Annotated in this window: 25 protein-coding genes; 19 read left to right on the plus strand and 6 right to left on the minus strand. The window is 64.6% G+C overall.

Features of this window, described 5'->3' with window-relative positions; genetic code table 11:
• Positions 1 to 582, minus strand: coding sequence for an orotate phosphoribosyltransferase (pyrE, locus tag DI606_RS00985; RefSeq protein WP_293979058.1), 582 nt, complete (start codon positions 580 to 582; stop codon positions 1 to 3).
• A 291-nt stretch (positions 583 to 873) separates the two neighbouring features.
• Between pyrE and coxB the strand changes: the two genes are divergently transcribed.
• The 9 genes from coxB to DI606_RS01030 all read left to right on the plus strand — a co-directional run bounded on the left by coxB (position 874) and on the right by DI606_RS01030 (position 9,307).
• Positions 874 to 1,908, plus strand: a complete 1,035-nt coding sequence (gene coxB / locus DI606_RS00990) for a cytochrome c oxidase subunit II (protein WP_293979060.1) — start codon at positions 874 to 876, stop codon at positions 1,906 to 1,908.
• A 17-nt stretch (positions 1,909 to 1,925) separates the two neighbouring features.
• Positions 1,926 to 3,605, plus strand: coding sequence for a cytochrome c oxidase subunit I (ctaD, locus tag DI606_RS00995; RefSeq protein ID WP_293979062.1), 1,680 nt, complete (start codon positions 1,926 to 1,928; stop codon positions 3,603 to 3,605).
• Between the two features lie 126 nt (positions 3,606 to 3,731).
• Positions 3,732 to 4,667 carry a heme o synthase gene (locus DI606_RS01000; RefSeq protein WP_293979063.1) on the plus strand — a complete coding sequence of 312 codons (936 nt, stop codon included), beginning with the start codon at positions 3,732 to 3,734 and terminating at the stop codon, positions 4,665 to 4,667.
• Positions 4,664 to 4,801 (plus strand): hypothetical protein, encoded by a 138-nt coding sequence (locus tag DI606_RS01005; RefSeq protein WP_293979064.1) that lies wholly within the window; start codon positions 4,664 to 4,666, stop codon positions 4,799 to 4,801. Before DI606_RS01000 ends, DI606_RS01005 begins: the two co-directional genes overlap by 4 nt.
• A complete protein-coding gene (locus tag DI606_RS01010) occupies positions 4,801 to 5,376 on the plus strand; it encodes a cytochrome c oxidase assembly protein (protein ID WP_293979065.1) in 576 nt (191 codons plus the stop codon). Before DI606_RS01005 ends, DI606_RS01010 begins: the two co-directional genes overlap by 1 nt.
• A gap of 35 nt (positions 5,377 to 5,411) precedes the next feature.
• Entirely contained in the window at positions 5,412 to 6,242 is an 831-nt protein-coding gene (locus DI606_RS01015) for a cytochrome c oxidase subunit 3 (RefSeq protein WP_293979067.1), read from the plus strand.
• Positions 6,243 to 6,330: 88 nt separating this feature from the next.
• On the plus strand, positions 6,331 to 6,984 hold the full coding sequence (locus tag DI606_RS01020) for an SURF1 family protein (RefSeq protein ID WP_293979068.1): 654 nt from the start codon (positions 6,331 to 6,333) through the stop codon (positions 6,982 to 6,984).
• Positions 6,985 to 7,028: 44 nt separating this feature from the next.
• Positions 7,029 to 8,429, plus strand: coding sequence for a threonine synthase (gene thrC / locus DI606_RS01025; RefSeq protein ID WP_293979113.1), 1,401 nt, complete (start codon positions 7,029 to 7,031; stop codon positions 8,427 to 8,429).
• An 8-nt stretch (positions 8,430 to 8,437) separates the two neighbouring features.
• Entirely contained in the window at positions 8,438 to 9,307 is an 870-nt protein-coding gene (locus tag DI606_RS01030; protein WP_293979070.1) for a class I SAM-dependent methyltransferase, read from the plus strand.
• 4 nt (positions 9,308 to 9,311) lie between these two features.
• On the opposite strand, the gene DI606_RS01035 is transcribed toward DI606_RS01030, so the two are convergent.
• From DI606_RS01035 to rnd, 3 genes are read right to left on the minus strand one after another with little or no spacing between them, the layout of a single operon-like run.
• Positions 9,312 to 9,695, minus strand: a complete 384-nt coding sequence (locus DI606_RS01035) for a nuclear transport factor 2 family protein (protein WP_293979072.1) — start codon at positions 9,693 to 9,695, stop codon at positions 9,312 to 9,314.
• Between the two features lie 12 nt (positions 9,696 to 9,707).
• Positions 9,708 to 10,001 carry an I78 family peptidase inhibitor gene (locus DI606_RS01040; RefSeq protein ID WP_293979074.1) on the minus strand — a complete coding sequence of 98 codons (294 nt, stop codon included), beginning with the start codon at positions 9,999 to 10,001 and terminating at the stop codon, positions 9,708 to 9,710.
• 11 nt (positions 10,002 to 10,012) lie between these two features.
• Positions 10,013 to 11,179: a ribonuclease D gene (rnd, locus tag DI606_RS01045; protein ID WP_293979076.1), complete on the minus strand. Its 1,167-nt coding sequence runs from the start codon at positions 11,177 to 11,179 to the stop codon at positions 10,013 to 10,015.
• Between the two features lie 128 nt (positions 11,180 to 11,307).
• Between rnd and aspS the strand changes: the two genes are divergently transcribed.
• The 4 genes from aspS to DI606_RS01065 all read left to right on the plus strand — a co-directional run bounded on the left by aspS (position 11,308) and on the right by DI606_RS01065 (position 15,608).
• Positions 11,308 to 13,092, plus strand: a complete 1,785-nt coding sequence (aspS, locus tag DI606_RS01050) for an aspartate--tRNA ligase (RefSeq protein WP_293979078.1) — start codon at positions 11,308 to 11,310, stop codon at positions 13,090 to 13,092.
• A gap of 67 nt (positions 13,093 to 13,159) precedes the next feature.
• Positions 13,160 to 13,948 carry a polyphosphate kinase gene (locus DI606_RS01055; RefSeq protein ID WP_293979080.1) on the plus strand — a complete coding sequence of 263 codons (789 nt, stop codon included), beginning with the start codon at positions 13,160 to 13,162 and terminating at the stop codon, positions 13,946 to 13,948.
• Between the two features lie 83 nt (positions 13,949 to 14,031).
• Complete coding sequence (locus DI606_RS01060) at positions 14,032 to 15,345, plus strand: methyl-accepting chemotaxis protein (protein WP_293979082.1); 1,314 nt, start codon at positions 14,032 to 14,034, stop codon at positions 15,343 to 15,345.
• Positions 15,346 to 15,422: 77 nt separating this feature from the next.
• A complete protein-coding gene (locus DI606_RS01065) occupies positions 15,423 to 15,608 on the plus strand; it encodes a hypothetical protein (protein WP_293979084.1) in 186 nt (61 codons plus the stop codon).
• Positions 15,609 to 15,611: 3 nt separating this feature from the next.
• Here the strand turns inward: DI606_RS01065 and greB are convergent, their stop codons facing one another.
• Positions 15,612 to 16,097, minus strand: coding sequence for a transcription elongation factor GreB (gene greB, locus DI606_RS01070; RefSeq protein ID WP_293979085.1), 486 nt, complete (start codon positions 16,095 to 16,097; stop codon positions 15,612 to 15,614).
• A gap of 20 nt (positions 16,098 to 16,117) precedes the next feature.
• The gene (locus tag DI606_RS01075; RefSeq protein WP_293979088.1) at positions 16,118 to 18,208 is read right to left on the minus strand and encodes a lytic transglycosylase domain-containing protein; all 2,091 of its coding nucleotides are present in this window, start codon (positions 18,206 to 18,208) and stop codon (positions 16,118 to 16,120) included.
• A 99-nt stretch (positions 18,209 to 18,307) separates the two neighbouring features.
• Between DI606_RS01075 and dapA the strand changes: the two genes are divergently transcribed.
• From dapA to recA, 6 genes are all read left to right on the plus strand, one after another.
• Positions 18,308 to 19,186 (plus strand): 4-hydroxy-tetrahydrodipicolinate synthase, encoded by an 879-nt coding sequence (gene dapA, locus DI606_RS01080; protein ID WP_293979090.1) that lies wholly within the window; start codon positions 18,308 to 18,310, stop codon positions 19,184 to 19,186.
• A 58-nt stretch (positions 19,187 to 19,244) separates the two neighbouring features.
• Complete coding sequence (gene smpB, locus DI606_RS01085; RefSeq protein ID WP_293979091.1) at positions 19,245 to 19,727, plus strand: SsrA-binding protein SmpB; 483 nt, start codon at positions 19,245 to 19,247, stop codon at positions 19,725 to 19,727.
• Positions 19,724 to 20,314, plus strand: coding sequence for a DUF2062 domain-containing protein (locus DI606_RS01090; protein WP_293979114.1), 591 nt, complete (start codon positions 19,724 to 19,726; stop codon positions 20,312 to 20,314). Before smpB ends, DI606_RS01090 begins: the two co-directional genes overlap by 4 nt.
• A 43-nt stretch (positions 20,315 to 20,357) precedes the next feature.
• Complete coding sequence (locus DI606_RS01095; protein ID WP_293979093.1) at positions 20,358 to 22,769, plus strand: ATP-binding protein; 2,412 nt, start codon at positions 20,358 to 20,360, stop codon at positions 22,767 to 22,769.
• A 93-nt stretch (positions 22,770 to 22,862) separates the two neighbouring features.
• Positions 22,863 to 23,219, plus strand: coding sequence for a response regulator (locus DI606_RS01100; RefSeq protein ID WP_293979094.1), 357 nt, complete (start codon positions 22,863 to 22,865; stop codon positions 23,217 to 23,219).
• Between the two features lie 121 nt (positions 23,220 to 23,340).
• On the plus strand, positions 23,341 to 24,414 hold the full coding sequence (recA, locus tag DI606_RS01105; RefSeq protein ID WP_293979095.1) for a recombinase RecA: 1,074 nt from the start codon (positions 23,341 to 23,343) through the stop codon (positions 24,412 to 24,414).
• The last annotated feature ends 244 nt before the right edge of the window (positions 24,415 to 24,658 follow it).

The following is a 24,658-nucleotide window of genomic DNA, read 5'->3' on the forward strand; positions in this document are numbered from 1 at the left end:
CTATTGCTTCCGGCTGCCCGGCTTGGTGGCCGGGATCGCGGCGAGTTCGGGCGGCACGGCATCCGCTTCGTAAACCGGGAAATTGATCGAGACGAGGGGGTAGAAGGGAACGCCCAGGTCGACTTCGCCTGCAGACCGGTCGACCAGTGCGGCTTCGGCGACGACGATCCCGCCCTCCTTTTCCACCGCTTCGATCGCCTGGCGGGACGAAAGGCCGGTCGTCACGACATCCTCCACCATCAATACCTTCTGCCCCGGTGCAATAGCAAAGCCACGACGCAGTTCGAACACGCCTTCGGGACGTTCGAGGAACACCGCGTCCTTGCCCAGCGCCCGTCCGACTTCATGGCCGATGATGAGACCGCCCATCGCGGGCGACACGACCATGTCGATGTCCTGCCGCAATTCGCGGGGCAGCTTCTGGACGATCGCGCGGGCAAGGCGCCCTGCGCGTTCCGCATTCATAAGGACGCGCGCGCATTGCAGGTAATTGGCGCTGCGCCGCCCCGACGAGAGGATGAAATGCCCTTCGAGCAGCGCCCCTGCCGCCCGGAATTCCGCCAATACGTCCTCGTCAGTCATGCCGCCTGTCATCCATGCCGGGCAGGGCAGCGATGTCGCTGCCTCGCCGCTTGAAAATCCCCATGGCGTGCGGCCCTTCGCCCGCCATGATTGCGCCCCTGTGCGCGGAACTGCCGAATAGGCGGCGTGGACATGCGTTGCAACAGCGAAGAAAATCTGCTCCATCAATGCTTGAGGCATGGGAAAAGCGTGCCTATAAGCCGCGGCAGAACCGTACGGGCGAGGGACCAATACGCACTCAGGTGTGTCTTCGTTGCAGCGGCGCCAAGGGGTTAGGGGTACGAAGACGCTATGAACAAGGTGAAATCGCTCGTTCTTGCGGGGTTATTGGCCTTCGCACCCGCGCTGGGACTGCATGGCGCGGCGTTTGCGCAGGGCAATGAATCCGCCACCGCCGGTGCGGCGCTGGCGACGCCCGTGGACGCCGATCCCAAATCCTCCGATCCGGGAGCGCCTGCCGATTCGGCGGATGCCAACGTCGCAAACGCGAGCGCTGCGGCGCCCGTCGCAAAGGTTGCCGCCCCGCCGCGCATGAAGCCGACCGAAGGCATCGGCATGCCGCGTCCGGGCGAAATCACCCTCCAGGAACAGTTCAGTCCCACCGGCCACACCGCCCGCTGGCTGCATGACAAGATGCTGGTGCCGATCATCACCATCATCTCGCTCTTCGTGCTGGGTCTCATGCTTTATGTCATGGTCCGCTTTCGCCGCAGCGCCAATCCGGTGCCGTCGAAGACCTCGCACAACACGCTGATCGAAGTGCTTTGGACGGTCGTTCCGGTCATCATCCTGCTGGCGATCGCTGTGCCCTCGATCGGCCTGCTCGCCGACCAGTACAAGCCCGCGCCCAAGGATGCGCTGACCGTCAAGGTCACCGGCTATCAGTGGTATTGGGGTTATGAATATCCCGACGACGGCGTGCCGGAGTTCGTGTCGAACCTGCTGCCCGAAGACAAGGCAAAGGCGAATGGCGAGCCCTATCTGCTCGCACCCGACAATCGCCTCGTGCTGCCGGTCGGTCGTCCGATCAAGCTCATCATCACCGGCGCGGACGTGATCCACAGCTTCGCCGTGCCCTCGCTCTGGCTCAAGATGGATGCCGTGCCGGGCCGTCTCAACGAAAAGAGCGTGCTGATCGAAAAGCCGGGTGTCTATTACGGACAATGTTCGGAGCTGTGCGGCGCGCGTCACGCCTTCATGCCGATCGCCATCGAGGCGCTGCCGCCCGCGCAATTCGACCAGTGGCTGCTCTCGCAGGGCGGCACCGTGAAAGCGCAGCCCAAGACCGCCGAAGCCGCGCCCGCCGGCGCGCCGGCCAAGATCTGATCCAGGGGTAGGAAGCCATGACCACCATCACAGCCGATCATCACGGCGGAGCGCCTGATCACGGGGCGCACGATCATCATGATGCCGATCACAAGCCGGCCTTCTTCCAGCGCTGGTTCATGTCCACCAACCATAAGGACATCGGCACGCTCTACCTGATCTTTGCGATCATGGCGGGGCTGATTGGCGGTGCGATTTCCGGCCTGATGCGGGCAGAACTGGCGCAGCCTGGCATCCAGTATCTCCACACCTGGGCACAATATATGGACGGCCCGGAGGCGACTCTGGACCAGGCCTATCATCTCTGGAACGTGCTCATCACCGCGCACGGTCTCATCATGGTCTTCTTCATGGTAATGCCCGCGATCATCGGCGGCTTCGGCAACTGGTTCGTGCCTATCATGATCGGTGCGCCGGACATGGCCTTCCCGCGCATGAACAACATCAGCTTCTGGTTGCTGATCCCGGCCTTCCTGCTGCTGCTCGGCTCCAGCTTCGTGCCTGGCGGCACAGGCAACGGCGCCGGCACGGGATGGACCGTCTACGCGCCGCTTTCGACCAGCGGTTCGGCAGGCCCGGCGGTCGACATGGCGATCCTGTCGCTGCACATCGCGGGCGCATCCTCGATCCTGGGTGCGATCAACTTCATCACCACCATCCTCAACATGCGTGCGCCGGGCATGACCCTGCACAAGATGCCGCTGTTCGTATGGTCGGTGCTGGTGACCGCATTCCTGCTGCTGCTGGCGCTGCCGGTTCTGGCCGCCGCCATCACCATGCTGCTGACCGACCGCAATTTCGGCACCACCTTCTACGACGCGGCAGGCGGCGGCGATCCCGAACTCTATCAGCATCTGTTCTGGTTCTTCGGCCATCCCGAAGTCTACATCATGATCCTGCCGGGCTTCGGCATCGTCAGCCAGATCGTTTCGACCTTCAGCCGCAAGCCGGTGTTCGGCTATCTCGGCATGGCCTACGCGATGGTGGCGATCGGCGTCGTCGGCTTCGTCGTTTGGGCGCACCACATGTTCACGACCGGCATGAGCGTCAACGTGAAGATGTATTTCACTGCGGCCACCATGGTCATCGCGGTGCCCACAGGGATCAAGATCTTCTCGTGGATCGCAACCATCTGGGGCGGGTCGATCAGCTTCAAGACGCCGATGGTGTGGGCGCTGGGCTTCATCTTCCTTTTCACCGTGGGCGGCGTCACCGGCGTCGTTCTGGCGAACGGCGGCGTCGACGACGTGTTGCACGACACCTATTATGTCGTCGCGCATTTCCACTACGTCCTGTCGCTGGGTGCGGTGTTTTCTCTTTTCGCGGGCTTCTACTACTGGTTTCCGAAGATGTCGGGCCGCATGTACAACGAGTTTCTCGGCCACCTGCATTTCTGGGTGTTCTTCGTGGGCGTGAACCTGCTGTTCTTCCCGATGCACTTCCTGGGACTTTCGGGCATGCCGCGTCGCTACCCGGACTATCCGGAAGCCTTCGCCTACTGGAACAAGGTCGCCTCCTTCGGCTATGAGATCATGGCCGCCGGTGTGCTTATCTTCCTGGTGAACGTCATCTGGTCGCTGGTCGCGGGCCGCAAGGCGGAAGGCAATCCCTGGGGAGAGGGCGCGACGACGCTGGAGTGGACTCTGCCCAGTCCGCCGCCGTTCCACCAGTTCGAGACCCTTCCGGTCGTCGAATGAGAAATGAGGATGCCCGGATCGTCCGGGCATCCGCGCAATCGCGCAGCGGTCGGAGGGGGCCAGTTGCTCGATCGCTACAATCGGCCGGCGCGCTCGCGCGAGGCCGGCTGATATGATGAGGACACCATGGCCAGTTCGCCGATCCTGCCTGCCGCGATGCTGACGGAAACCCGCGCCGCGCCCATGCCCGCGCACTGGCGTGACTTCGTCGCGTTGACCAAGCCGCGGGTGATGACGCTGGTCGTCTTCACAGGGCTATGCGGACTGCTGGCGGCGCCCGGTAGCATTCACCCGGTCCTGGCCTTCACCGCGATCCTCTGCATCGCGCTTGGCGCGGGCGCGGCCGCCGCGCTCAATCAATGGTGGGAAGCCGATCTCGACGCGAAGATGAAGCGTACCGCCGCGCGCCCGCTTCCCGCCGGGCGGATGGAGCGACAGGCGGCGCTGCATTTCGGCGTCGGTTTGTCTTTCTTCTCGGTCATCCTGATGGGGATGGCGACCAACTGGCTTGCCGCCGGTGTGCTGGCCGTCTCGATCCTGTTCTACGTCATCGTCTACACCATCTGGCTCAAGCCGCGCACCGCGCAGAACATCGTGATCGGCGGCGCGGCGGGGGCCTTTCCGCCGGTAATCGGCTGGGCGGCGGTGACCGGCGACGTCAGCGCGCTTCCCGTCTCGCTCTTCATGCTGATCTTTTTCTGGACGCCGCCGCATTTCTGGGCGCTCGCGCTGTTTGTGAAGACGGATTACGCCGCCGCCGGAATCCCGATGCTGCCGGTCGTTTCGGGTGAGGTCGCAACGCGTCGCCAAATCTGGTTCTACACCGCGATCATGGCGGTGGCCGCGCTTGCGCCGGTGGTGCTGGGCCTGACGGGCGTCATCTATGGCACGGCTGCGTTGTTGGGAACGGCGCTGTTCGCCGTCTTCGCCTTTCAGGTCTATCGTCGCCGCGAAAGCGATCCTGCGCGGATGGGCCCGGAAAAGCGTCTGTTCAAATATTCGATCCTCTATCTTTTCCTCTTGTTCGGGGCAGTGGTCGCCGACCGCTGGCTACTGGCATGACGCCGGAGGAACAGCAGCAGATCCGCGCCCGGCAGAAAAGCCGCGCGATCGTCACAGGCTTGCTGCTCGGCTTTCTCGTCATCCTCTTCTTCGCCATCACCCTGGCCAAGATCGGTGCGAGCCACGCGATCTGATGGCCAGTCTTCCGCCGTCCCCCTTCGACCGCGACCGTCGCAACCGCCGCACGATGATGGCGGCCGCGACGGTGGGGCTCGGCATGCTGGCACTGGGTTTCGCGTCGGTGCCGCTCTACCGCATATTTTGCGAACAGACAGGGTTCGGCGGCACCACGCAGCGGGCCGAAGCCGCGACGCAGGTCAAGGTCGCGACCGGCCACAGCATGTCGATCCGGTTCGATTCGAACATCGCGCCCGGCATGCCGTGGCAGTTCCATCCCGAACGGCCGACCCAGACCGTCACGGTCGGGGCGAAAACCATGGCGATCTTCATCGCGAAGAACATGTCCGACCGGCCCGTGACGGGAACCGCCGCGTTCAACGTCACGCCGCTTCAGGCCGGCGCCTATTTCACCAAGATCCAGTGTTTCTGTTTTACCCAGCAGACGCTGCAACCGGGGCAGGAAGTGCGGATGCCCGTCCTTTATTATGTCGATCCCAAAATTTTGGACGACCCGGACAACAGGGACACGCAACAGATCACGCTCAGCTACACTTTCTATCCTGTTGAGCCGGATAAGAAGGCAAGCTAAGCACGCACGATAACAGGAGCAGGGAAGACCAGGTCATGGCAGGCGCAAAGACCCACGATTATCATATTCTCCCGCCCAGCATCTGGCCGATGTTCGGTTCGATGTCGGCGTTGGTGATGGCGTTTGGCGCGATCATGTACATGCATCCCGACGCCATGGGGCCGGGCGGCGGCTGGGTCTTCCTGATCGGCGTCGCGGGTGTGTTGTTCACCATGTACAGCTGGTGGGGCAACGTCATCGCCGAAGCCCATGCCGGCGATCACACGCCGGTGGTGCAGTTGCATCTGCGCTACGGCATGATCCTGTTCATCGCATCCGAAGTCATGTTCTTCGTCGGCTGGTTCTGGGCCTTCTTCGATTTCTCCCTGTTTCCCAGTGCGCTGCCTCCCATCGACGGCCTGTTCCCGTCCAAGGGGATAGAGGTCATGAATGCGTTCGAGCTGCCGCTGCTCAACACGCTGATCCTGCTTTGCTCCGGCACGACGGTGACCTGGGCGCACCACGCGCTGATCCACGGCGACCGTGACGGCCTTATCAGGGGTCTGTGGTGCACCGTGCTGCTGGGCGCATTGTTCAGCAGCATCCAGGCCTACGAATACGCCCACGCACCGTTCCCCTTCGGCGGCAGCCCCTACAGTTCGGCCTTCTACATGGCGACCGGCTTCCATGGGTTCCACGTACTGGTCGGCACGATCTTCCTGATCGTCAACCTCGTGCGCGCCTACAAGGGGCACTTCACGCCGCGTCAGCATTTCGGTTTCGAAGCGGCGGCATGGTACTGGCACTTCGTCGACGTGGTGTGGCTGTTCCTCTTCGTCGCCATCTATGTCTGGGGTGGCTGGGGCGCGGAAATCCACGCCGGTTGATCGCCTTTCGCGCATCCTCTTTGCAAACGGTCGGCGCAGCGATGCTCCGGCCGTTTTCTTTTGGGGCGGCGCAAGCTAGGACACAGGGATGAGCGCCACTCGCAAACCCGTGCCCATCCTCGCCACCATCGTCGTCCTGTGCGCGATCGCGATCATGATCGGCCTTGGCGTGTGGCAGTTGCAGCGCCGCGGGGAAAAGGCGCACGCGCTTGCGCTGGCGGCGTCCAATCCCGCCAATCCCGCCATCGCCTTCCCCCGCATGCCGCCGGTCGATCCAGCCATCCTGTTCCGCCCGTCCTCGGTCAACTGCCTGAACGTGGTGGAGTGGCAGGTGGAAGCGGGCCGGGCGGCGGACGGTTCGACCGGCTACCGGCACATCGCCCATTGCGCGACAGGGGCGGAGGGGCCGGGCGTGCTGGTGGCGATCGGCGTCGGCCAGAAGCCCGACGACAAACCTCAATGGACCGGCGGGCTGGTCCAGGGCTGGATCAGCGAAGAGCCCGATCATCGCGCGCTGCTGACACGCCTTATCGGGAAGGCGCCGCCGCTTAGGCCAATGTTGATCGCTTCGAGCGCGCCATCGGGCCTCAAGCCGCTCGCGCCACCCAGCGTCGCCGATATCCCCAACAATCATCTGGCCTATGCGGTCCAGTGGTTCTTCTTCGCTGCCGTCGCGGCCGTCATCTATGTCCTGGCGCTGCGGCGTCGGAATATCTCCGCTGTCGGTCCGATAAAGCCTTAATTGCTTGCCCATGGCGGTGGCGGGCGTTACCGCGCTTGCCCATCATGCAGTATCAGAGCACCAGGGGGAGCGCGCCGACGCTCGGGTTTGAGGATGTGACGCTGGCGGGGCTGGCGTCCGATGGCGGCTTGTATCTGCCGACCCGATGGCCCGCTTTCACACTCGACCAGATCCACGCGCTGAACGGCCTTTCCTATGTGGAAACGGCTGTGCGGGTGATGGCTCCCTTCGTCGAAGGCGCGCTGGGCGAAGACGAATTGCGCGAGCTTTGCACGGCTGCCTATGGGCGTTTCAGCCATGGCGCGGTGACGCCGCTGGTGCAGCTCGACCATCAACACTGGCTGCTCGAACTGTTTCACGGGCCGACGCTGGCGTTCAAGGATGTGGCGCTGCAACTGCTCGGCCAGTTGTTCGAACGGTTCCTCTCGCGCCGGGACGATCATCTCACCATCGTCGGCGCGACATCGGGCGATACCGGTTCGGCGGCGATCGACGCGGTGGCGGGCCGGGCCAAGATCGACATCTTCATGCTCCATCCCGAAGGCCGCGTATCGGATGTGCAACGTCGCCAGATGACGACGGTGCGCGCGCCAAACGTCTATAATATCGCGATCGACGGCAGCTTCGACGATGCGCAGGCGCTGGTGAAGGCGATGTTCAACGATGCGGACTTTTCCCGCCGTTTCAACCTGTCGGCGGTGAACAGCATCAACTGGGCGCGGCTGATGGCGCAGGTCGTCTATTATTTCTACGCCGCCGTGCGGCTGGGCGCGCCGGACCGGCCTGTCGCCTTTTCTGTGCCGACCGGCAATTTCGGCGATGTCTTTGCGGGCTATGTCGCAGCCAAGATGGGCTTGCCTGTCGCACGGCTGATCGTTGCGACCAACGTCAACGACATTCTTCATCGCGCCCTGTCCGACGGCGACTACAGCCAGGGCAAGGTGGTGGCGACCGCGACCCCCAGCATGGACATTCAGGTCAGCTCCAATTTCGAGCGATTGCTGTTCGACGCCGGCGGGCGTGACGGAACGGCGCTGGCGGATCAGATGCGCGGGTTCGAAACCAGCCGTGCCATGCGCCTCACCAATGCGCAGCGGGAGGGGGCGGCGCATCTCTTCGCATCGGCGCGAGTGGATGCGGACGGCATGACGATGGCGATGCGGTGGGCCTATGATGCGGCGGCGCAGGTGATCGACCCGCACAGCGCCATCGGCCTCGCTGCGGCGCGCGAGGCGCAGATCGACGCGACGATCCCGGTCGTCACACTGGCCACCGCGCACCCCGCCAAGTTCCGCGATGCGGTCGAGCGTGCCATCGGCATCCGGCCCCCGGTCCCCGGGCGGGTCGGCGATCTGTTCGCCCGCGAGGAAAGCTATGCCAAGCTGCCCGGCACGTTCGAAGCGGTGACGGCCTATGTCGCCGAACGCGCGACCCCGCGCGGCTGAGGGCGGCGTTGGAACTGAAAACCCTCATCGGCGAACCGTGGGCGGACTATGGCCTGCTCGATTCGGGCAACGGTCGCAAGCTGGAGCGCTATGGCCGCTACCGCTTCATCCGCCCCGAACCGCAGGCGATGTGGCAGCCCGCGACGCAGAACTGGCGCGCTGCCGCCGAATTCATTCCGGGATCGGACGAAGACGGCGGCGGTCGCTGGTTTTATGAGGAACCGGTGCCTGCCGATGGCTGGCCGCTCCACTGGCGGGAAGTCACTTTTCAGTCCAGCTGCACCCCGTTCCGTCACCTCGGCTTCTTTCCTGACATGGCACCCGTCTGGGACGACCTGCGCGCCGCCATCGCCGACAAGCCCGATGCGGAGGTGATGAACCTCTTCGGCTATACCGGCGTCGGTACGCTGGCGCTTTCGGCGGGCGGGGCGCGGATGGTCCATGTCGACGCGTCGAAAAAGTCGGTGGCGCAGGCCCGGGCCAACGCCGCGCTTTCCGGCATGGAGGACAGGCCCGTCCGCTGGATCGTCGAGGACGCCGTCAAGTTCGTCGCGCGCGAAGGGCGTCGCGGTCGGCGCTATGACGGCATCCTGCTCGACCCGCCCAAATATGGGCGCGGCCCCGATGGCGAAGTCTGGCGGCTGGAGGAGGATCTACCCGGCCTTATCGCGCACTGCCGCGCGTTGCTGGATGCCGATAGCCGTTTCCTGTTCCTGACCGTCTATGCGGTTCGCATGTCGGCACTCGCAATCGGCGAATTGCTGCGTCAGGCGTTTGCGGACCTGCCCGGCACCGTCGAAGCCGGAGAACTGGCGGTGCGTGAAGAAGCGCGCGGCATCGCGCTGCCTACCGCCATCTGGGCACGCTGGAAACGCTGATCGGTCAGGTCATCGTCAGGTAGATTTCGGCTTCGATCACCCAGGCACCCCCTGCGAGCCGCCATTTGGCGCTATAATCGCCCGACGCCTGCACCGCCCCGTCCATGACGCCCTGCCAGTGCCCATGCTCCAGCGCGATCGGTTCGACAGCTGAGGCAACGACGGTGTCGGGGGTGCGCGTATAGACCATGCGATCCTTCGCCGCGAACTCGCGCTTCCAGGCCATCAACTGTGCCTTGCGCCCGGCGATGACGGCGCTGTCCGTGCCCGTCACCATGACAACGTCCTGCGCGAGGAGCGGCCCGATGGCTGCCAGGTCGCCCCGTGCCAGGGCCGCGTTAAAGGCCGCGCGCGCCATGCGGATGGCGATATCCGCCGATGCTGCCATCGCTGCGAACGCCTATCCGCAACGGGCCGAGACGATGGTCATCCTCTCGTCATAGCTGACGGTCAGCCGGTCGGGCCGATAGTCCATCGTCATGGCCATGCCGGGACCGCCCCAGCGCAGCGTCCGCGCGCCCGAAGCCTTCAACAGCGCGGCGCCGGTCTCGGCGCTGGCCTTCTGTCCGACGAAACCGTCCAGCCCACCGTTGCGGCAGGGGCCTTCGACGGCGGCGGGCGGCGTTGCCGGGCCTTTGCCCGCCACGCATCCTGCCGAAGCCAGCAGGCATCCGATCGCCATCGTTCCGCGCATCGCCGCTCTCCTCATTCGGTGCGCGTCATTTTCAGGCGCCCGTTCTTTACCGCGAACGCCATACGCCCCTCCACCAGGTCGACGGCATCCCGCCCGAACTGTTCGTAGCGCCAGCCCTCCAGGATCGACAGCCCCTCCCGCACACCTGCCGCCAGCGCGTCGATATCGTCGGTGCGCGCGATCAGCCGCGCGGCAACGTTGATGTCGCGCGAGCGGATCTTGAGCAGCAGTTTCAGAAGATCGGCGACCAGCGCGCCGTCTTTGCCCAGGCCGGGGCGTCGTGGCTCGCGATCGGGCATCTCGTCCCGGTCGAGGGGCTGGTGCCGCGCCAGCGCGTTCATCAGCCGCGCGCCGATATCGTTGGTCTTCCACGTGGCGGACAGGCCGCGCACCTTGCCAAGGTCTTCCTGGCTGCGGGGCGGATGGCTGGCGATGTCCGCCAACGTCTCGTCCTTGACGATGCGACCGCGCGGCAGGTTCTTGTCCTGCGCTTCGACTTCCCGCCACGCGGCAAGCGCCTTCAGCCGACCGAGCACATCGGGCTTCTTGCTCGCGATGCGCACGCGCTGCCATGCCTGCTGCGGGTCGTTTTCGTAATTGGACGGATCGCTGATCCGTTCCATTTCCTGATCCAGCCAGTCGCCGCGGCCCGTTTTTCGCAACTCGTCCAGCATCTTGGGGAAAATCTGGATGAGGTAGGTGACATCGCCGATGGCATAGTCGATCTGCCGCTTGTCGAGCGGCCGGCGGGCCCAGTCGGTGAAGCGCGCGCCCTTGTCGAGCTGCACGCCCATCCATGCGTCGACCAGATTGCCGTAGCCGATCTGCTCGCCCAGCCCCAGCGCCATCGCGGCGATCTGGGTATCGAACATCGGGTGGGGCGTCCGTCCGGTCAGGTTATGGACGATCTCGATATCCTGACCGCCCGCGTGGAAGACCTTGAGCACATCCTCATTGTCGACCAGCAGGTCGAGCAGGGGCTTCATGTCGAGACCCGGTGCCTTGGGATCGATCGCCGCCGCCTCATTCGGGTCAGCGACCTGTACGAGGCACAGTTCGGGCCAGTAGCTGTTCTCGCGCATGAACTCTGTGTCGACGGCGATATAGGGCGACTTGGCGATGCGCGCGCAGAAATCGGAAAGCGTCTTGCTGTCTGTAATCAGCGGATGGATTTGCATATGGTCTTCGATCTTATTATGGGCTGGCCCGCTCCCCGGCGGGCTCGTCGAAACGTCGACAGACGGGCCATAGCGGGGCTGCGCCAATTTGTCATTTCCGTAAAACGTCCACGAAAGACCAAAACGCCATGCATCCCTATCGCACCCACACCTGCGGCGTCCTGACCAGCGCGGACGTCGGGAACGCGGTCCGCGTATCGGGCTGGGTGCATCGCAAGCGCGATCATGGCGGCGTGCTGTTCGTCGATCTGCGCGATCATTACGGCATCACGCAGATCGTGGCGAAGGCGGACAGCGAGCCGCTCAAGACGCTGGAAACCTTGCGACTGGAGTCGGTCGTGACGATCGAGGGCCAGGTCGTCGCCCGCGCGCCCGAGGCGATCAATCCGCGGATGCCGACCGGCGAGATCGAAATCGTGGCGGACCGCGTGACCGTGCTGTCCACCGCCGCCGAACTGCCGCTCCCGGTCGCTGGCGAACAGGAATATCCCGAGGATATCCGCCTGCGTTACCGCTTCCTCGACCTGCGGCGCGAAACGCTGCACGCGAACATCGTGAAGCGCACGCAGATCATCCGCGACATCCGCCGCCGGATGGAGGACACAGGTTTCACCGAATATTCGACGCCGATCCTGACAGCTTCCAGCCCGGAAGGCGCGCGCGACTTTCTGGTGCCCAGCCGCATCCACGCGGGCAAGTTCTACGCCCTGCCGCAGGCCCCGCAACAGTATAAGCAGTTGCTGATGGTCGCGGGCTTCGACCGCTATTTCCAGATCGCACCCTGCTTCCGCGACGAGGATCCGCGCGCCGACCGCCTGCCCGGCGAATTCTACCAGCTCGATCTCGAAATGAGCTTCGTGACGCAGGAAGACGTGTGGAACACGATGGAGCCGGTCATCGCCCAGGTGTTCGAAGCGTTCGCAGAGGGCAAGCATGTCACGCCCGCAGGCAGCTTCCCGCGCATCCCCCATGCCGAAGCGATGCTGAAATATGGCAGCGACAAGCCCGATCTGCGCAACCCCATCCTGATCCAGGACGTAACCGATCATTTTCACGGCAGCGGCTTCGGCATCTTTGCCAGCCTTGTCGAAAGCGGCAGTGTCATCCGTGCGATCCCGGCACCCGGTGCAGGGGCCGGCAGCCGCAAATTCTTCGACGACATGAACGTCTGGGCGCGGGGCGAGGGCTATTCGGGCCTCGGTTACATCAACATCAAGGACGGCGTGCCGGGCGGCCCCATCGCCAAGAACCATGGCGAGGAAGCGACAGCCAAGCTCATCGCCGCGCTCGGCCTTGGCCCCAACGATGGCGTGTTCTTCGCGGCGGGTAAGGAAAGCCAGGCGGCAAAGCTTGCCGGGCTTGCACGCATCCGCGTGGGCGAACAGCTCGACCTCATCGACAAGGACCGGTTCGAGCTGTGCTGGATCGTCGACTTCCCATTCTACGAATATGACGAGGACGAAAAGAAGATCGATTTCGCGCACAACCCCTTCTCGATGCCGCAGGGCGGTCTGGAAGCGTTGAACGGCGGCGATCCGCTCTCGCTCAAGGCGTATCAGTACGACATGGTCTGCAACGGCTATGAGATCGCGTCGGGATCGATCCGCAACCAGTCGCCCGAAGCCATGGTCAAGGCGTTCGAACTTGTCGGCCTGAGCCAGTCCGATGTGGAGGAACGCTTCGGCGGCCTTTACCGCGCGTTCCAATATGGCGCGCCGCCGCATGGCGGGATGGCGGCGGGCGTCGACCGCATCGTGATGCTGCTGTGCGGCGCGCAGAACCTGCGGGAGATTACGCTGTTCCCGATGAACCAGCGTGCCGAAGACCTGCTGATGGGCGCGCCCAGCCAGCCCGAACTCAAGCAGCTGCGCGATCTTCACATCCGAGTCGTGGAGCCCCAGGCCAAGGCGTGAGTTTTTCCCTTTGCGCCAGGCGGGCCGCCGGTCCAGCATGGCGCAAAGGAAAAAAGGACGCGCGCCCATGACCATCGAACTTGCCGACTATGAAACCGGGGCGAAATACAAGGGCGACTATGACGCCGATCTCGCCGCGCTTCAGCAGCGGCTGGCGAAAATCCAGGTCGCCCACATTCTTCACGACAGGCGCAGTGTCGTCCTGCTGGAAGGATGGGGCGCGGCGGGAAAGGGCGGCATCATCAAACGGATGACCGCCGACTGGGACCCGCGCTATTATCAGGTCCATCCGATCTCCGCGCCTACCCCTATCGAGCGCGACCATCATTTCCTCTGGCGCTTCTGGACGCGCCTGCCTGCCGGGCGCAACATCGCGGTCTTCGACCGCAGCTGGTATGGCCGCGTGCTGGTGGAACGGGTGGAGGGCTTCTGTTCGAAAAAGGAATGGAAGCGCGCCTATGACGAGATCAACGCCTTCGAGCGGCAGCAGATCGAGGCCGGGACCAACATCGTCAAGCTGTTCGTCCACATCACGCAGGAAACGCAGGACGAACAACTCGCCCAGCGGCTCGACACGCCGTGGAAGCGCTGGAAGACCGGCGTGGACGACTATCGCAACCGCGCTCGCCGCGCCGACTATCTGGACGCGATGCACGCCATGTTCAGAAAGACCGACAGCAAGCGCGCGCCGTGGGACGTGATCGACAATAATCACCGCAAGGCGGGACGGATCGCCGCGCTGACAAAAGTTGCCGACAGGTTGGAAGCGGCGGTGCCTATGGACTTTCCGGCTGCCGATCCTGCGGTCGTCGACCTGGCCCGCAAAGCCTTCGACTATCGACCGGCCAAAGACTGAAAGCCGCAGAAAATGTGGGTTTGTCACGTAACTGTCATCAAATCCTAACTCCGCATTTACCATCGGGTGAGTAAGAGGGCGGCATGTTCGCAAACGCTCGCCCGCTCGGTCCCGACGATGCCCTTATGGCTGCGCCGCGTGGGAATCCCTGCCCCGCGGTGAAGCTCGGCCAGCCGCTCAGCGAGGCAGTGGACCGGTTCCAGCACGACCCCACGCTTCGCCTGCTGCCGGTGGTCGACGATGACGGGCGCCCTGCCGGGGCGATCTACGAACGCGACATGCGGCGCATCCTCTTCAACCCCTTCGGCCATGCCCTGCTGCGTAATCCCAGTTTCGGAGGTCGACTCGACGATCATGTGCGGCCCTGTCCCACGGTCGAGCGCACGGAGAGTATCGAAGCGCTCGTCGATCTCTATGCCGCGCAGGGTTCGGCGTGCGAGGGATTGATCGCGACTGACGCGGGCCGATACGCCGGAGTGCTGGGCAGCGCCGTGCTGCTGCGCCTGACCGCCGAGCGGGATGCGCGGGTCGCACTGGCACGCGCCGAGAGGGCCGAGCGGGTGACACGGGAAAGCGCGGACTTCCGGCAGGATATCGCATCGATGATTACCGGCATGGCGGCGATGGCGGACCAGCTCGCAACGCTCGCGACGCAGGCTGCGACGCGGGCGAACGATGACAATGCCGACAGCGCGGCCATGTCCGTGGCCGCCGCCCAGACCGCCGAACGCCTGATGCAATTATCGGCGGCGGGCGCGGACCTCGGTCAGCTGTTTCGCGCGATGGAGGGCGAAGCGCAGGACGCAGGCGTCGCCATCGCCGAAGCTGCCGAGCGTAGCCGGTCCGGCCTCCACCGCAGCCAGGCGCTTCGGACAGAAGCCGATCAGGTCGGCGAAGTCGTCGCTCTTATCGACAGCATAGCGCGCGCGACCAGCATGTTGGCCCTCAACGCGGGCATCGAGGCGGCTCGGGCGGGCGAGGCGGGCCGGGGCTTCGCCGTCGTCGCGACCGAAGTGCAGGCGCTGGCCCAGCAGACGCGCGATGCGGCGGCGGGTATCGGTGGGCGGATCGACCATATGCGCGCGGTCATCGCCGATGTGGCCGAAGGACAGGCGCACATGACCGCAACGATGACCCGCGCCGACCGGCTGTCCGCCGCCGTGTTCGAAGCGGTACGGCGGCAAGGGGCCTTCAGTCGCTCGATTGCCGAAAATGTGGCGGAGGCGGGGGCCGCCAGCACGCATATCCGCGCGGGCGCGGCGCAGATCAGCGACAATGCGCAGGCCCGCATCGCCACCGCGCGCGACATGCGCGATGTCGCCGATCAGCTGGCAGGCGAAGCGCGCCGCCTGGAACATCGCGCGGGCGGCTTCATTGCGGCGATGCGCGCGGCCTGACCAGCCTCGCGATTCTTTGCTGGCGTCCCGCTGCAACCGCGCTAGGCTGGCGCACCATAAGACAAGGAGAGGACGCCATGCTCGTGATGTTCGTCGGCACCGACCGGACCCAGACCGCGATCAATCCCGCCCAGGTCACTTTCGTCACGCAGGTCAATGACGGCACCCGCATCCGCTTCGGCGAAGGGCGCAGCGTCACCGTGACCGAACCGATCGACGCGGTGTTCGAAAGCCTCAATCGCGCTCTGCGCCCGCACGAATAGCCCTCAGTCGGGGTAGGCGATCGCCATGACCTCATAATCCTTTTCGCCCGCGGGCAGACGGACGCGACGCAGGTCGCCCACGGTCGCGCCTCGCAGCGCGCGGGCGATGGGCGATCCCCATCCGATGCGCCCGGCATCGACATCGGTTTCGTCATTGCCGACGATGGTCAGCGTGCGTGACGCGTCATCCTCGTCGACGATGGTGACCGTCGCGCCGAAATAGACCCGGCTGCGATCCGGTTGCTGCCGGGGATCGACGACCTTGGCGTCCTTCATCTTCTTCGACAGGCGCTTCAATTGCCCGTCGATCTCCCGCATCCGCTTGCGACCGTAGAGATAGTCGCCATTTTCGCTCCGGTCGCCATTGCCCGCGGCCCAGCTGACGACCTCTACGATCCGGGGCCGTTCCACGCCCAGCAGATGGTCATATTCCGCACGCAGTTTCGCAAAGCCTTCGGGCGTGATGTAGTTGGGATGGGGGACGGTCATTCCCGTCCCCTATCGCGCTTTCACCCCGGCGTCGACTTGCCCAGATAGCGGCTGAGCACGGCGTTCGTGCCCCGGAATTTGGCGCGTTCCGGGTTCATCGCTTCATAGACGACCGCATTCTCCAGCACCCGCTGGACATAGTTACGCGTTTCGAAGATCGGGATATTTTCGATCCAGCGCAGCATGTCCGTGCCCGGCAGGCGCGGGTCGCCATTGGCGGCGATCCACTTGTTCACGTTGCCCGGCCCGGCATTGTAGGCAGCCACCGCCAGCGGATAGCTGCCGCCATAATAATCGAGCATCCGCTGGAAATAGGCCGATCCCAGCATGATGTTGTAACTCGGCTCGTTCAGCGAAGCGGGGTTGTAGCTCATTCCCAGCTTACCCGCCTGCTCGCGCGCGGTCCCGGGCATCAGCTGCATCAGACCGCGCGCGCCTGCATGGCTGACGATCTGCTTGTCGAACTGGCTTTCCTGCCGTGCGATCGCATGGACCATCGTCCAGTTATACTGCGCTTCGGATGGCACGGGCACGCGCGGGAAGGCGCTTTCCCCATAGCCTGTAAGGCCGCTCGACACCGCGCGGCGGCCCACCATCACGCCCATGTCCGGGCGGCCCAGGCTTTGCGCCAGTTCGACGGCGAGATAATGATCGGCGTCGCTGTCGGCATTGCCTGCAATGGCGCGCGCGAACTTGCTCTGTTCCTCCCAATAGCCCATCTGCCCCAGCGCTCTGGCCGCGCGCACGACGGACCGGCCCTCGAACGCGGCGCGTTCCGAAGCGGAGATCGGCACGGCGCGCTCGACTGTGGAGGGAGCAGGAATGGGTCGCCCCAGCCGTTCGAGCGCGAGTTGGCCGTAAAACTGGTCGGGATAAGCGCCCGCCTGCGCAAAATAGCTGTTCGCGCTGGCCGCATCGCCCGCCTGGAGCGCGGCTCGTCCGGCCCAATAATAGCCCTTCGATCGGACTTGCGGCGATTGGCCGCCGGTGGCGTAGCGGCGGAACATCGTCACCGCGTCGGTCGGGCGGTTAAGATTGTAGAAAGCGGTGCTGCCCGCCAGCCAGGCGAGGCTGGTATAATCGTCGCGCACGCCGATCGGCTGGCTCGACATGTCCGTGCCCGGAGCGACGGCATCGTCGATCTTGCTCGCGATCCCGTAGGCGAAGCTCCACTGGCTGTCGTTGGCCGACGCGCGCGCCTGCCCCAGCAGAACTTCGTAGAATTTCTCGGCATTGGCGGGGCGATAGGCCGCCGCCGGGCGGTTCGCCAGATATTGGCGCGCCCCGATCCAGTTGCCGGTGTCGCGCAGCCACATGGCCTTGTCCGCGACATAGCCTGCGTCGCTCGCGCCGATGGGATCGGTCGTCGGGATCAGTGCGGCAGCCTCGGGCGCTCTGCGGCGAAAGGCGATCCGCGCCTGGAACACCGGCTGGCGCGCGGGACTGACATAGGGGATCATACGCGTCGCGCCCGCCACATCGTTGGCCCACAGCAGCGCGTCCGCCCGTTGCTCATGGTCGGCGACGGAGAAACCGGTGCCGAACAGGGACAGGAGCCGCGCTTCGTCCGTGGGCGACAGCGTGCCGCCGATCCAGGCATTGCGCGCCGCGACCCGCGCCTCGCCCATGCGTCCCATCTGCATCAGCGCGACGGCGTTGCGCGCATGGCCGGTCGCCGTGCGCGCGGGATAGCGGGCGAAGAAGGCGACGACCTGCGCCGGATCGAAGCTGTCGGGATTGATCCCGGTTTCGGCCAGCCGCCGCATCCGGTCCTCGCCCGGCCAGCCGGGATTGGCGACGAGGAAGCTGGAATAGGCCGAAAAGCCCAGGCCATCGCTCTGCTGCAGCGCGCGCCACTGGTTGATGGTGCCGACGATCCCTGCGTCCTGCGCCATGCCGATGCGGCCTTGCGCCTGTTGCCAGGGGGAAGGGCCGCTGTTCTGCGCAGGCAAAGGCTGGACCATCGCCCCGCCCGTGGAGCCATATTCCGGCGGAATGCGCTGCACGGTTTCGGTCTGGGCGCCGGCTCCGGCGGTCATGAGCAGAAGAGCAATAATAGGCATGCGTATCAGGTAACTTTCGACATGGGATGAGGCGCGCATGCTGGACATTATCCCCATTGCATCCTTATCAGGCCTTGAATGACGCGCTATAGCGCCCCGCTTGGCCGATCATGCCTTCTCCGCCCGGAGAATTGAAGGAGTAAATTGATGTTTTCCGGCTCGATTCCGGCTCTGGTGACCCCGTTTCGCGACGGCCGGGTGGACGAGGCGGCATTTCGCGCCTTCGTGGACTGGCAGATCGCCGAGGGGTCCAGCGCGCTGGTGCCCTGCGGGACCACCGGTGAAAGCGCGACGATGACGGTGGAGGAGCATAACCGCGTCATCGCCATCTGCGTCGACCAGGCGGCTGGCCGAGTGCCGGTGATCGCGGGTTGCGGGTCCAACGACACGCGCATCGCCCTTGAACATATGTACGCGGCGCAGGCGGCGGGTGCGGACGCGGCGCTGGTGGTGGCGCCTTATTACAACAAGCCCAACCAGGACGGCGTGTACCGCCACTTCGCCTATCTCGCCGAACGTTGCGACCTGCCCATCGTGCTTTACAATGTGCCCAGCCGCACCATTACCGATATCGGCGTGCCGGTGATCCATCGCCTGTCGGAAGAGTTCCAATCCGTGGTCGGTATCAAGGATGCCACCGGAAATCTGGGGCGCGTCACCGCGCAGCGGCTCGCCTGCCGCTCCGATTTCTGCCAATTGTCGGGGAATGACGAAACGGCGCTGGGGTTCAACGCGATGGGCGGCAGGGGGTGCATTTCCGTCACCGCCAACGTCGCGCCACGTCTGTGCGCCGATTTTCAGGCAGCGTCCGCGCGGCGCGACTGGGATGCCGCGCTGGCGCTACAGGACAGGCTTTACCCTCTCCACGACGCCTTGTTCAGCGATTCTTCACCGGGCCCTGTCAAATATGCGCTTACCCGGGTCCGACCCGACATGCCTGACGAGGTCCGCCTGCCCATCACCTGGCCGTCGGAATCGAGCCGGGCGGCGGTCGACCGGGCGCTGGAGATCGCGGGTCTCGTCTGATCGGGCTGTTTTTCGGGGTCGCCTGTCCCCATATGGTGAAGTGAGTAGTTAGACAGTCATGGCCCGCCCCCGTCCCGAAACCTTCGACAAGAAAAAGATCGTCGCCGAAAACCGGCGCGCGAAGTTCGAATATTTCCTGGAGGATGTGTTCGAAGCCGGGATCGCGCTGCAAGGGACGGAGGTCAAGTCGCTGCGCTTTGGCGAAGGCAACATCGCCGAAAGCTATGCCGAGGTGAAGGGGAACCAGGTGTGGCTGGTCAACAGCAACATTCCCGAATTCAGCCACGGCAATCGTTTCAACCATGAGCCCAAGCGTCCGCGCAAACTGTTGCTGCACGAGCGCGAGATCGCGCGGATGCACGGCGCGGTGGAGCGCAAGGGCATGACGCTGGTGCCGCTGGCGATCTATTTCAACAGCCGGGGCCGCGCGAAAGTGGAACTCGCGCTCGCCAAGGGCAAGAAGACCCACGACAAGCGTGAGACGATCAAGGAACGCGACTGGAAGCGGGATCAACAGCGCATCATGAAGGCCCACGGCTGATGAGCAGGCTGACCCGCTGGTGGCATGCCAACTGCCCGACCCGCGAGTCGCTTGAGCAAAGCCGGGTTCTCGCGCCTGTCGCGCACCGTGTCCTCGAACCCTCGCTCTGGCGCTTCACGCGCCGTTCGGTGCCACGCGGGGTTGCACTGGGCCTGTTCGTCGGAATTTTCCTGCTGATACCCGGCGTCCAGATGGCGGGCGCGGCGCTCCTGGCCTTGCCTTTTCGCGCGAACATCCCGGTTGCCGCCGCGATGACCTTTCTTTCCAATCCGGCCACGACGCCGCTCATCCTCATGGCCTCCGTGTGGCTCGGCAACTGGATGCTGGGGCGCAGCGCAGACGCCTCCGGCTTCATGGCGCTTGTCGACGGCCATGCCAGCGTCGGCCAGTGGACCAGCTGGCTTTTGTCGGAAGCGGCGCCTGCGATGCTGCTGGGCCTGTTCCTCATTTCGGTCGTTTCGGCGATTGTCGGCTATTTCGTCGCCGACTGGTTCTGGCGGCACCGCATGGGCCGCAAATGGCAAGCGCGCAAATTGAGGATTGGCAAGGTCCATCAAAGCAGCGCATTGGGGAAAGCGGGCGTCTGAACATCGGCGCGGTCCGGGTCCGGGTGGTTGCAAGGCTATGGGTTTGAAACGGGGTGAAGAAGCCTGGGCGGTCGCGCCGCGATCCCGCTGGGCGCTGCCGCTGCTGATCGTGGCGGCGTTGGCTTCGGCGGGCCTGGTCTTCTACGCTGCGGGCAGCTTGCCGCTTGCCGCCGGTTTCGGCGCGACGATCCTGACCGCAGCCGCTCTGATGATGTGGTATCGGCATCTCTTTCCCGCCGCAGAGCTGTCGTCCGAAGCCACGCCCGACTGGACCGTCGCCCGTGCGGCAGCGGACGCATCCAATATGGCGATCGCCGTCACCGACCGCACCGGTCGGCTGGTTTGCGCCAGCGACCTCTATGGCGAATGGTTTCCCGGCTATCCCGCCCCGCCCGGCGTCACCGCCGACCACAGCTTGACCGAAGCGCTATCCGCTGTCGCTCGCGCCGCATGGCGCGACGGCGAGGCCGTGCATGAAGGAATGGTGCAGGGCGCGCTCCGCCTCGACGTGGAAGCGGCGCGCACCGGGCGGACGGAAGATTATATCCTCTGGCGCTTCACCCCCGTCCGCCAGCCCAGCGCCCTCGACGACGTCAACCGCTTCCTGACTGGGGAGGCGGGCCGCCAACTGGGCGAAGCGGGCATCATGGCGGCGATGATCGGCGGGGAAGGGCGTATCCGGGCGGCGAACGGCGCATTCCTGCTGCGCGCCGCGGGCCGCATCGACGCAAACATCACCGGTCGCGATTTCGCCGCCCAGATGCGCGTCGACGACAAGGGCCGCCTGTTTCTGGCGCGCGAGGAGCAGGGCGGCCTGCCGCTGCGCCTGCTTCAGGTGCCGCTCAAGCGCGCGGCCCAGCCCAACGGGATGCAATCGTCGGCGCAGGACGGTCCGATGCTCCTGCTCCTGATCGACGAGCCGGGCGGCGGTGGGGGCACGTCCGCCCTGTCCTACATCGAAACGCTGCTGTCGCTGCTGCCCTTCGGTCTCGCCATGGCCGACCGCGACGGGCGCATCCTCTTCGTCAACAACGCCTTCGCTCGCGCCGCCGGGATCAAGCCGGGGGAAAAGCCCAGCTATCCCGGCGATCTCGTCGTGCGGGAAGACCAGGCGGCGGTCGCCGACGCGGTGCGCCGCTTTGCCGTGGGGCCGCAGATGTCGGGCGACATCGCCGTGCGCATGCGCGACAATCCCGACGATCCCATCGCTCTTAGCCTTGCGGGCGTGCGCGGACTTGGCGAAGCGGCGGTGCTGCTGTCGCTCAAGGACAACAGCGAGGAAAGCAAGCTCAAGCGGCAGGTGGCGCAGGCCACGAAGATGCAGGCGATCGGCCAGTTGGCGGGCGGCGTCGCCCATGATTTCAACAACATCCTGACCGCTATCATAGGCCATTGCGACCTGATGCTGATGCGCCATACGCCGGGCGACAGCGACTATGACGATATCCAGCAGGTCAAATCCAACAGCAATCGCGCCGCCGGGCTGACGCGCCAGCTGCTTGCTTTTTCCCGCCAGCAGACGCTCCGCCCGCAGACGCTCCAGCTGCCCGATATCGTGGCCGACGTCTCCAACCTGTTGAAGCGCCTGTTGGGCGAGAATGTACGGTTGGAAGTCACGCATGGCCGCAATCTCGGCCCGGTACGCGCAGACCCCGGCCAGTTGGAGCAGGTGATCGTCAACCTTGCGGTCAACGCTCGCGACGCGATGCCCGAAGGCGGCACGCTCAACATCCAGACCTATGCCGTCCCCGCCGTCAGGGTGCGCGAAATGCGCCAGCAGATTCTGCCAGCCGGGGACTATACCGCTTTGCGCGTCTCCGACACGGGCCTCGGCATTCCGCCGGATATCCTCGCTAAAATCTTCGAGCCCTTCTTCACGACCAAGGAACTGGGAAAGGGCACGGGCCTCGGCCTCTCCACCGTCTACGGCATCGTCAAGCAATCGGGCGGATATATCTTCGCCGAATCCGAATTGGGGCGCGGCGCGAGCTTCGTCATCTACCTGCCCGTCTATACCGGGGGCGATGCCGAAGCGCCTGTCGCCGCCCCCACACCGCCGCGCCGGGCGGAAACATGGGGCACCGGCACCATATTGCTGGTGGAGGATGAGGACATGGTGCGCGCCGTCGCCGAACGCGCGCTGACGCGGCAGGGATATACGGTGCTGACCGCCAACGACGGCGAACAGGGGCTTGAAGTGCTGCATGGCGGGGGGACTATCGACCTCCTCATCTCGGACGTGGTCATGCCCAACATGGACGGCCCGTCGATGGTGGCGCGGGCGCGGCAGACGCATCCCCACCTTCCCGTGCTCTTCATGTCCGGCTATGCCGAGGAGCAGTTGCGCAAATCGATCGACATCGCCAATGTCGCTTTCCTGCCCAAGCCCTTCTCCGTCAGCCAGCTGGCGGAGGCGGCGCGCGATGCGATGGGGGCGGTCACCGTCGCTGAATAGGACAGCTTCTTGCCGTCGCGCAGCCATGGGCACTCGCCAAGCGCCCTGCGATCCGCTAGCGATTCGTTCGGTTAATCAAGGAAATTACACGGTATGTCGGACGGCAAGAGCATTTTGATCGTCGAGGACGAAGCGATGATCGGCATGATGCTGGAAGATTATCTCGACGCGCTCGGCTATCGCCTCCACGGTCTTGCGGCCACTGTCGAGGAAGCCTGCGCCCAGGCGCGCGAGGGCGGGTTCGACGCGGCGCTGATCGACTGTAACCTTCAAGGCGAGAAAAGCTGGCCCGTCGCCGATATCCTCGCTGAAAAAGCCATCCCCTTCGTATTCGCCACAGGGGGCATGGCGGACGATCTGCCCGCCAGCCATGCCGGTCGCCCGACGCTTGCCAAGCCTTTCACCATCGGGGCGGTGGAACGGGCCCTGGACAAGGTTCTCAGCCAATAAGCGCCCGGGAAGAGGGGATAATAGGAAATTTCCGTTCCCCTCTTGTTCCAGTAGAACAAAAAGGATACATCATCGGTACGACACGGCGACTCGCACGCTCGCCCGACATAAGGACCGACCGATGACAGCACTGCTCTCACTCATCGATTCCAAGAAGACGGGAAACATGGACAGACAGAAAGCATTGGACGCGGCCTTGGCGCAGATCGACCGCGCCTTCGGCAAGGGCAGCGCGATGAAGCTGGGCAGTCGCGACAAGATGGAGATCGAGGCGATCTCCACCGGATCGCTCGGCCTCGACATTGCGCTCGGCATCGGCGGCCTGCCCAAGGGGCGGATCATCGAAGTCTATGGACCGGAAAGCTCGGGGAAGACGACGCTGGCGCTGCATGCCATCGCCGAAGCGCAGAAGAATGGCGGCACGGCGGCCTTCGTGGACGCCGAACATGCGCTCGATCCCGTCTATGCCAAGAAACTGGGCGTCGATATCGACGAACTGATCGTGTCTCAGCCCGATACGGGCGAGCAGGCGCTGGAGATCGTGGACACGCTCGTGCGGTCCAACGCTATCGACGTGCTGGTGATCGACTCGGTCGCGGCGCTTGTGCCCCGTGCCGAAATCGAGGGCGAGATGGGCGACAGCCATGTCGGCCTGCAGGCCCGCCTCATGTCGCAGGCTCTGCGTAAGCTGACCGGCTCGATCTCCCGCTCCAAGTGCATGGTGATCTTCATCAACCAGGTGCGCATGAAGATCGGCGTCATGTATGGCAATCCGGAAACGACGACGGGCGGCAACGCGCTTAAATTCTACGCTTCGGTCCGCCTCGACATTCGCCGCACCGGCCAGATCAAGGATCGCGACGATATCGTAGGCAACACCACCCGCGTGAAGGTGGTCAAGAACAAGGTGGCCCCGCCCTTTAAGCAGGTCGAATTCGACATCATGTATGGCGAGGGCATTTCCAAGATCGGTGAACTACTCGACATCGGCGTGAAGGCCGGAATCGTCGAAAAGTCCGGTGCGTGGTTCTCCTATGACTCGGTCCGCATCGGCCAGGGCCGCGAAAATTCCAAAAATTTCCTGCGCGAGCATCCCGAAATGGCGGAAAAGCTCGAAAAGGCGATTCGCGGCAAGACCGAAGAAGTCGCCGAAGGCATGATGGCCGGACCCGATGCGGAGGACGCCGGCGAATAAGTCCCGGTCTCCTTGCCGGACGGATCACCCGGCAAGGAATGGGGCCTTCGCTCGCCTGCCGCATCACGACCCCGAAAAGGCCCGCCGCGCTCCCGTGCGCAGCGGGCCTTTTACCGATCATGCCTCCCTTCGCAACGACGATGTGGGCGGCGGCGCTATAGAAAATGACGTGAAACTATCGCAGGCTGACGGCCTTTGCGTTTGCTCGCTTGCCAGCAGCTTGCTGCCGCCCGAAGCTGCTCAT

Origin of the sequence: Sphingobium sp. (assembly GCF_003248505.1) — a bacterium.
In the GTDB taxonomy this organism is placed as follows: domain Bacteria; phylum Pseudomonadota; class Alphaproteobacteria; order Sphingomonadales; family Sphingomonadaceae; genus Sphingobium.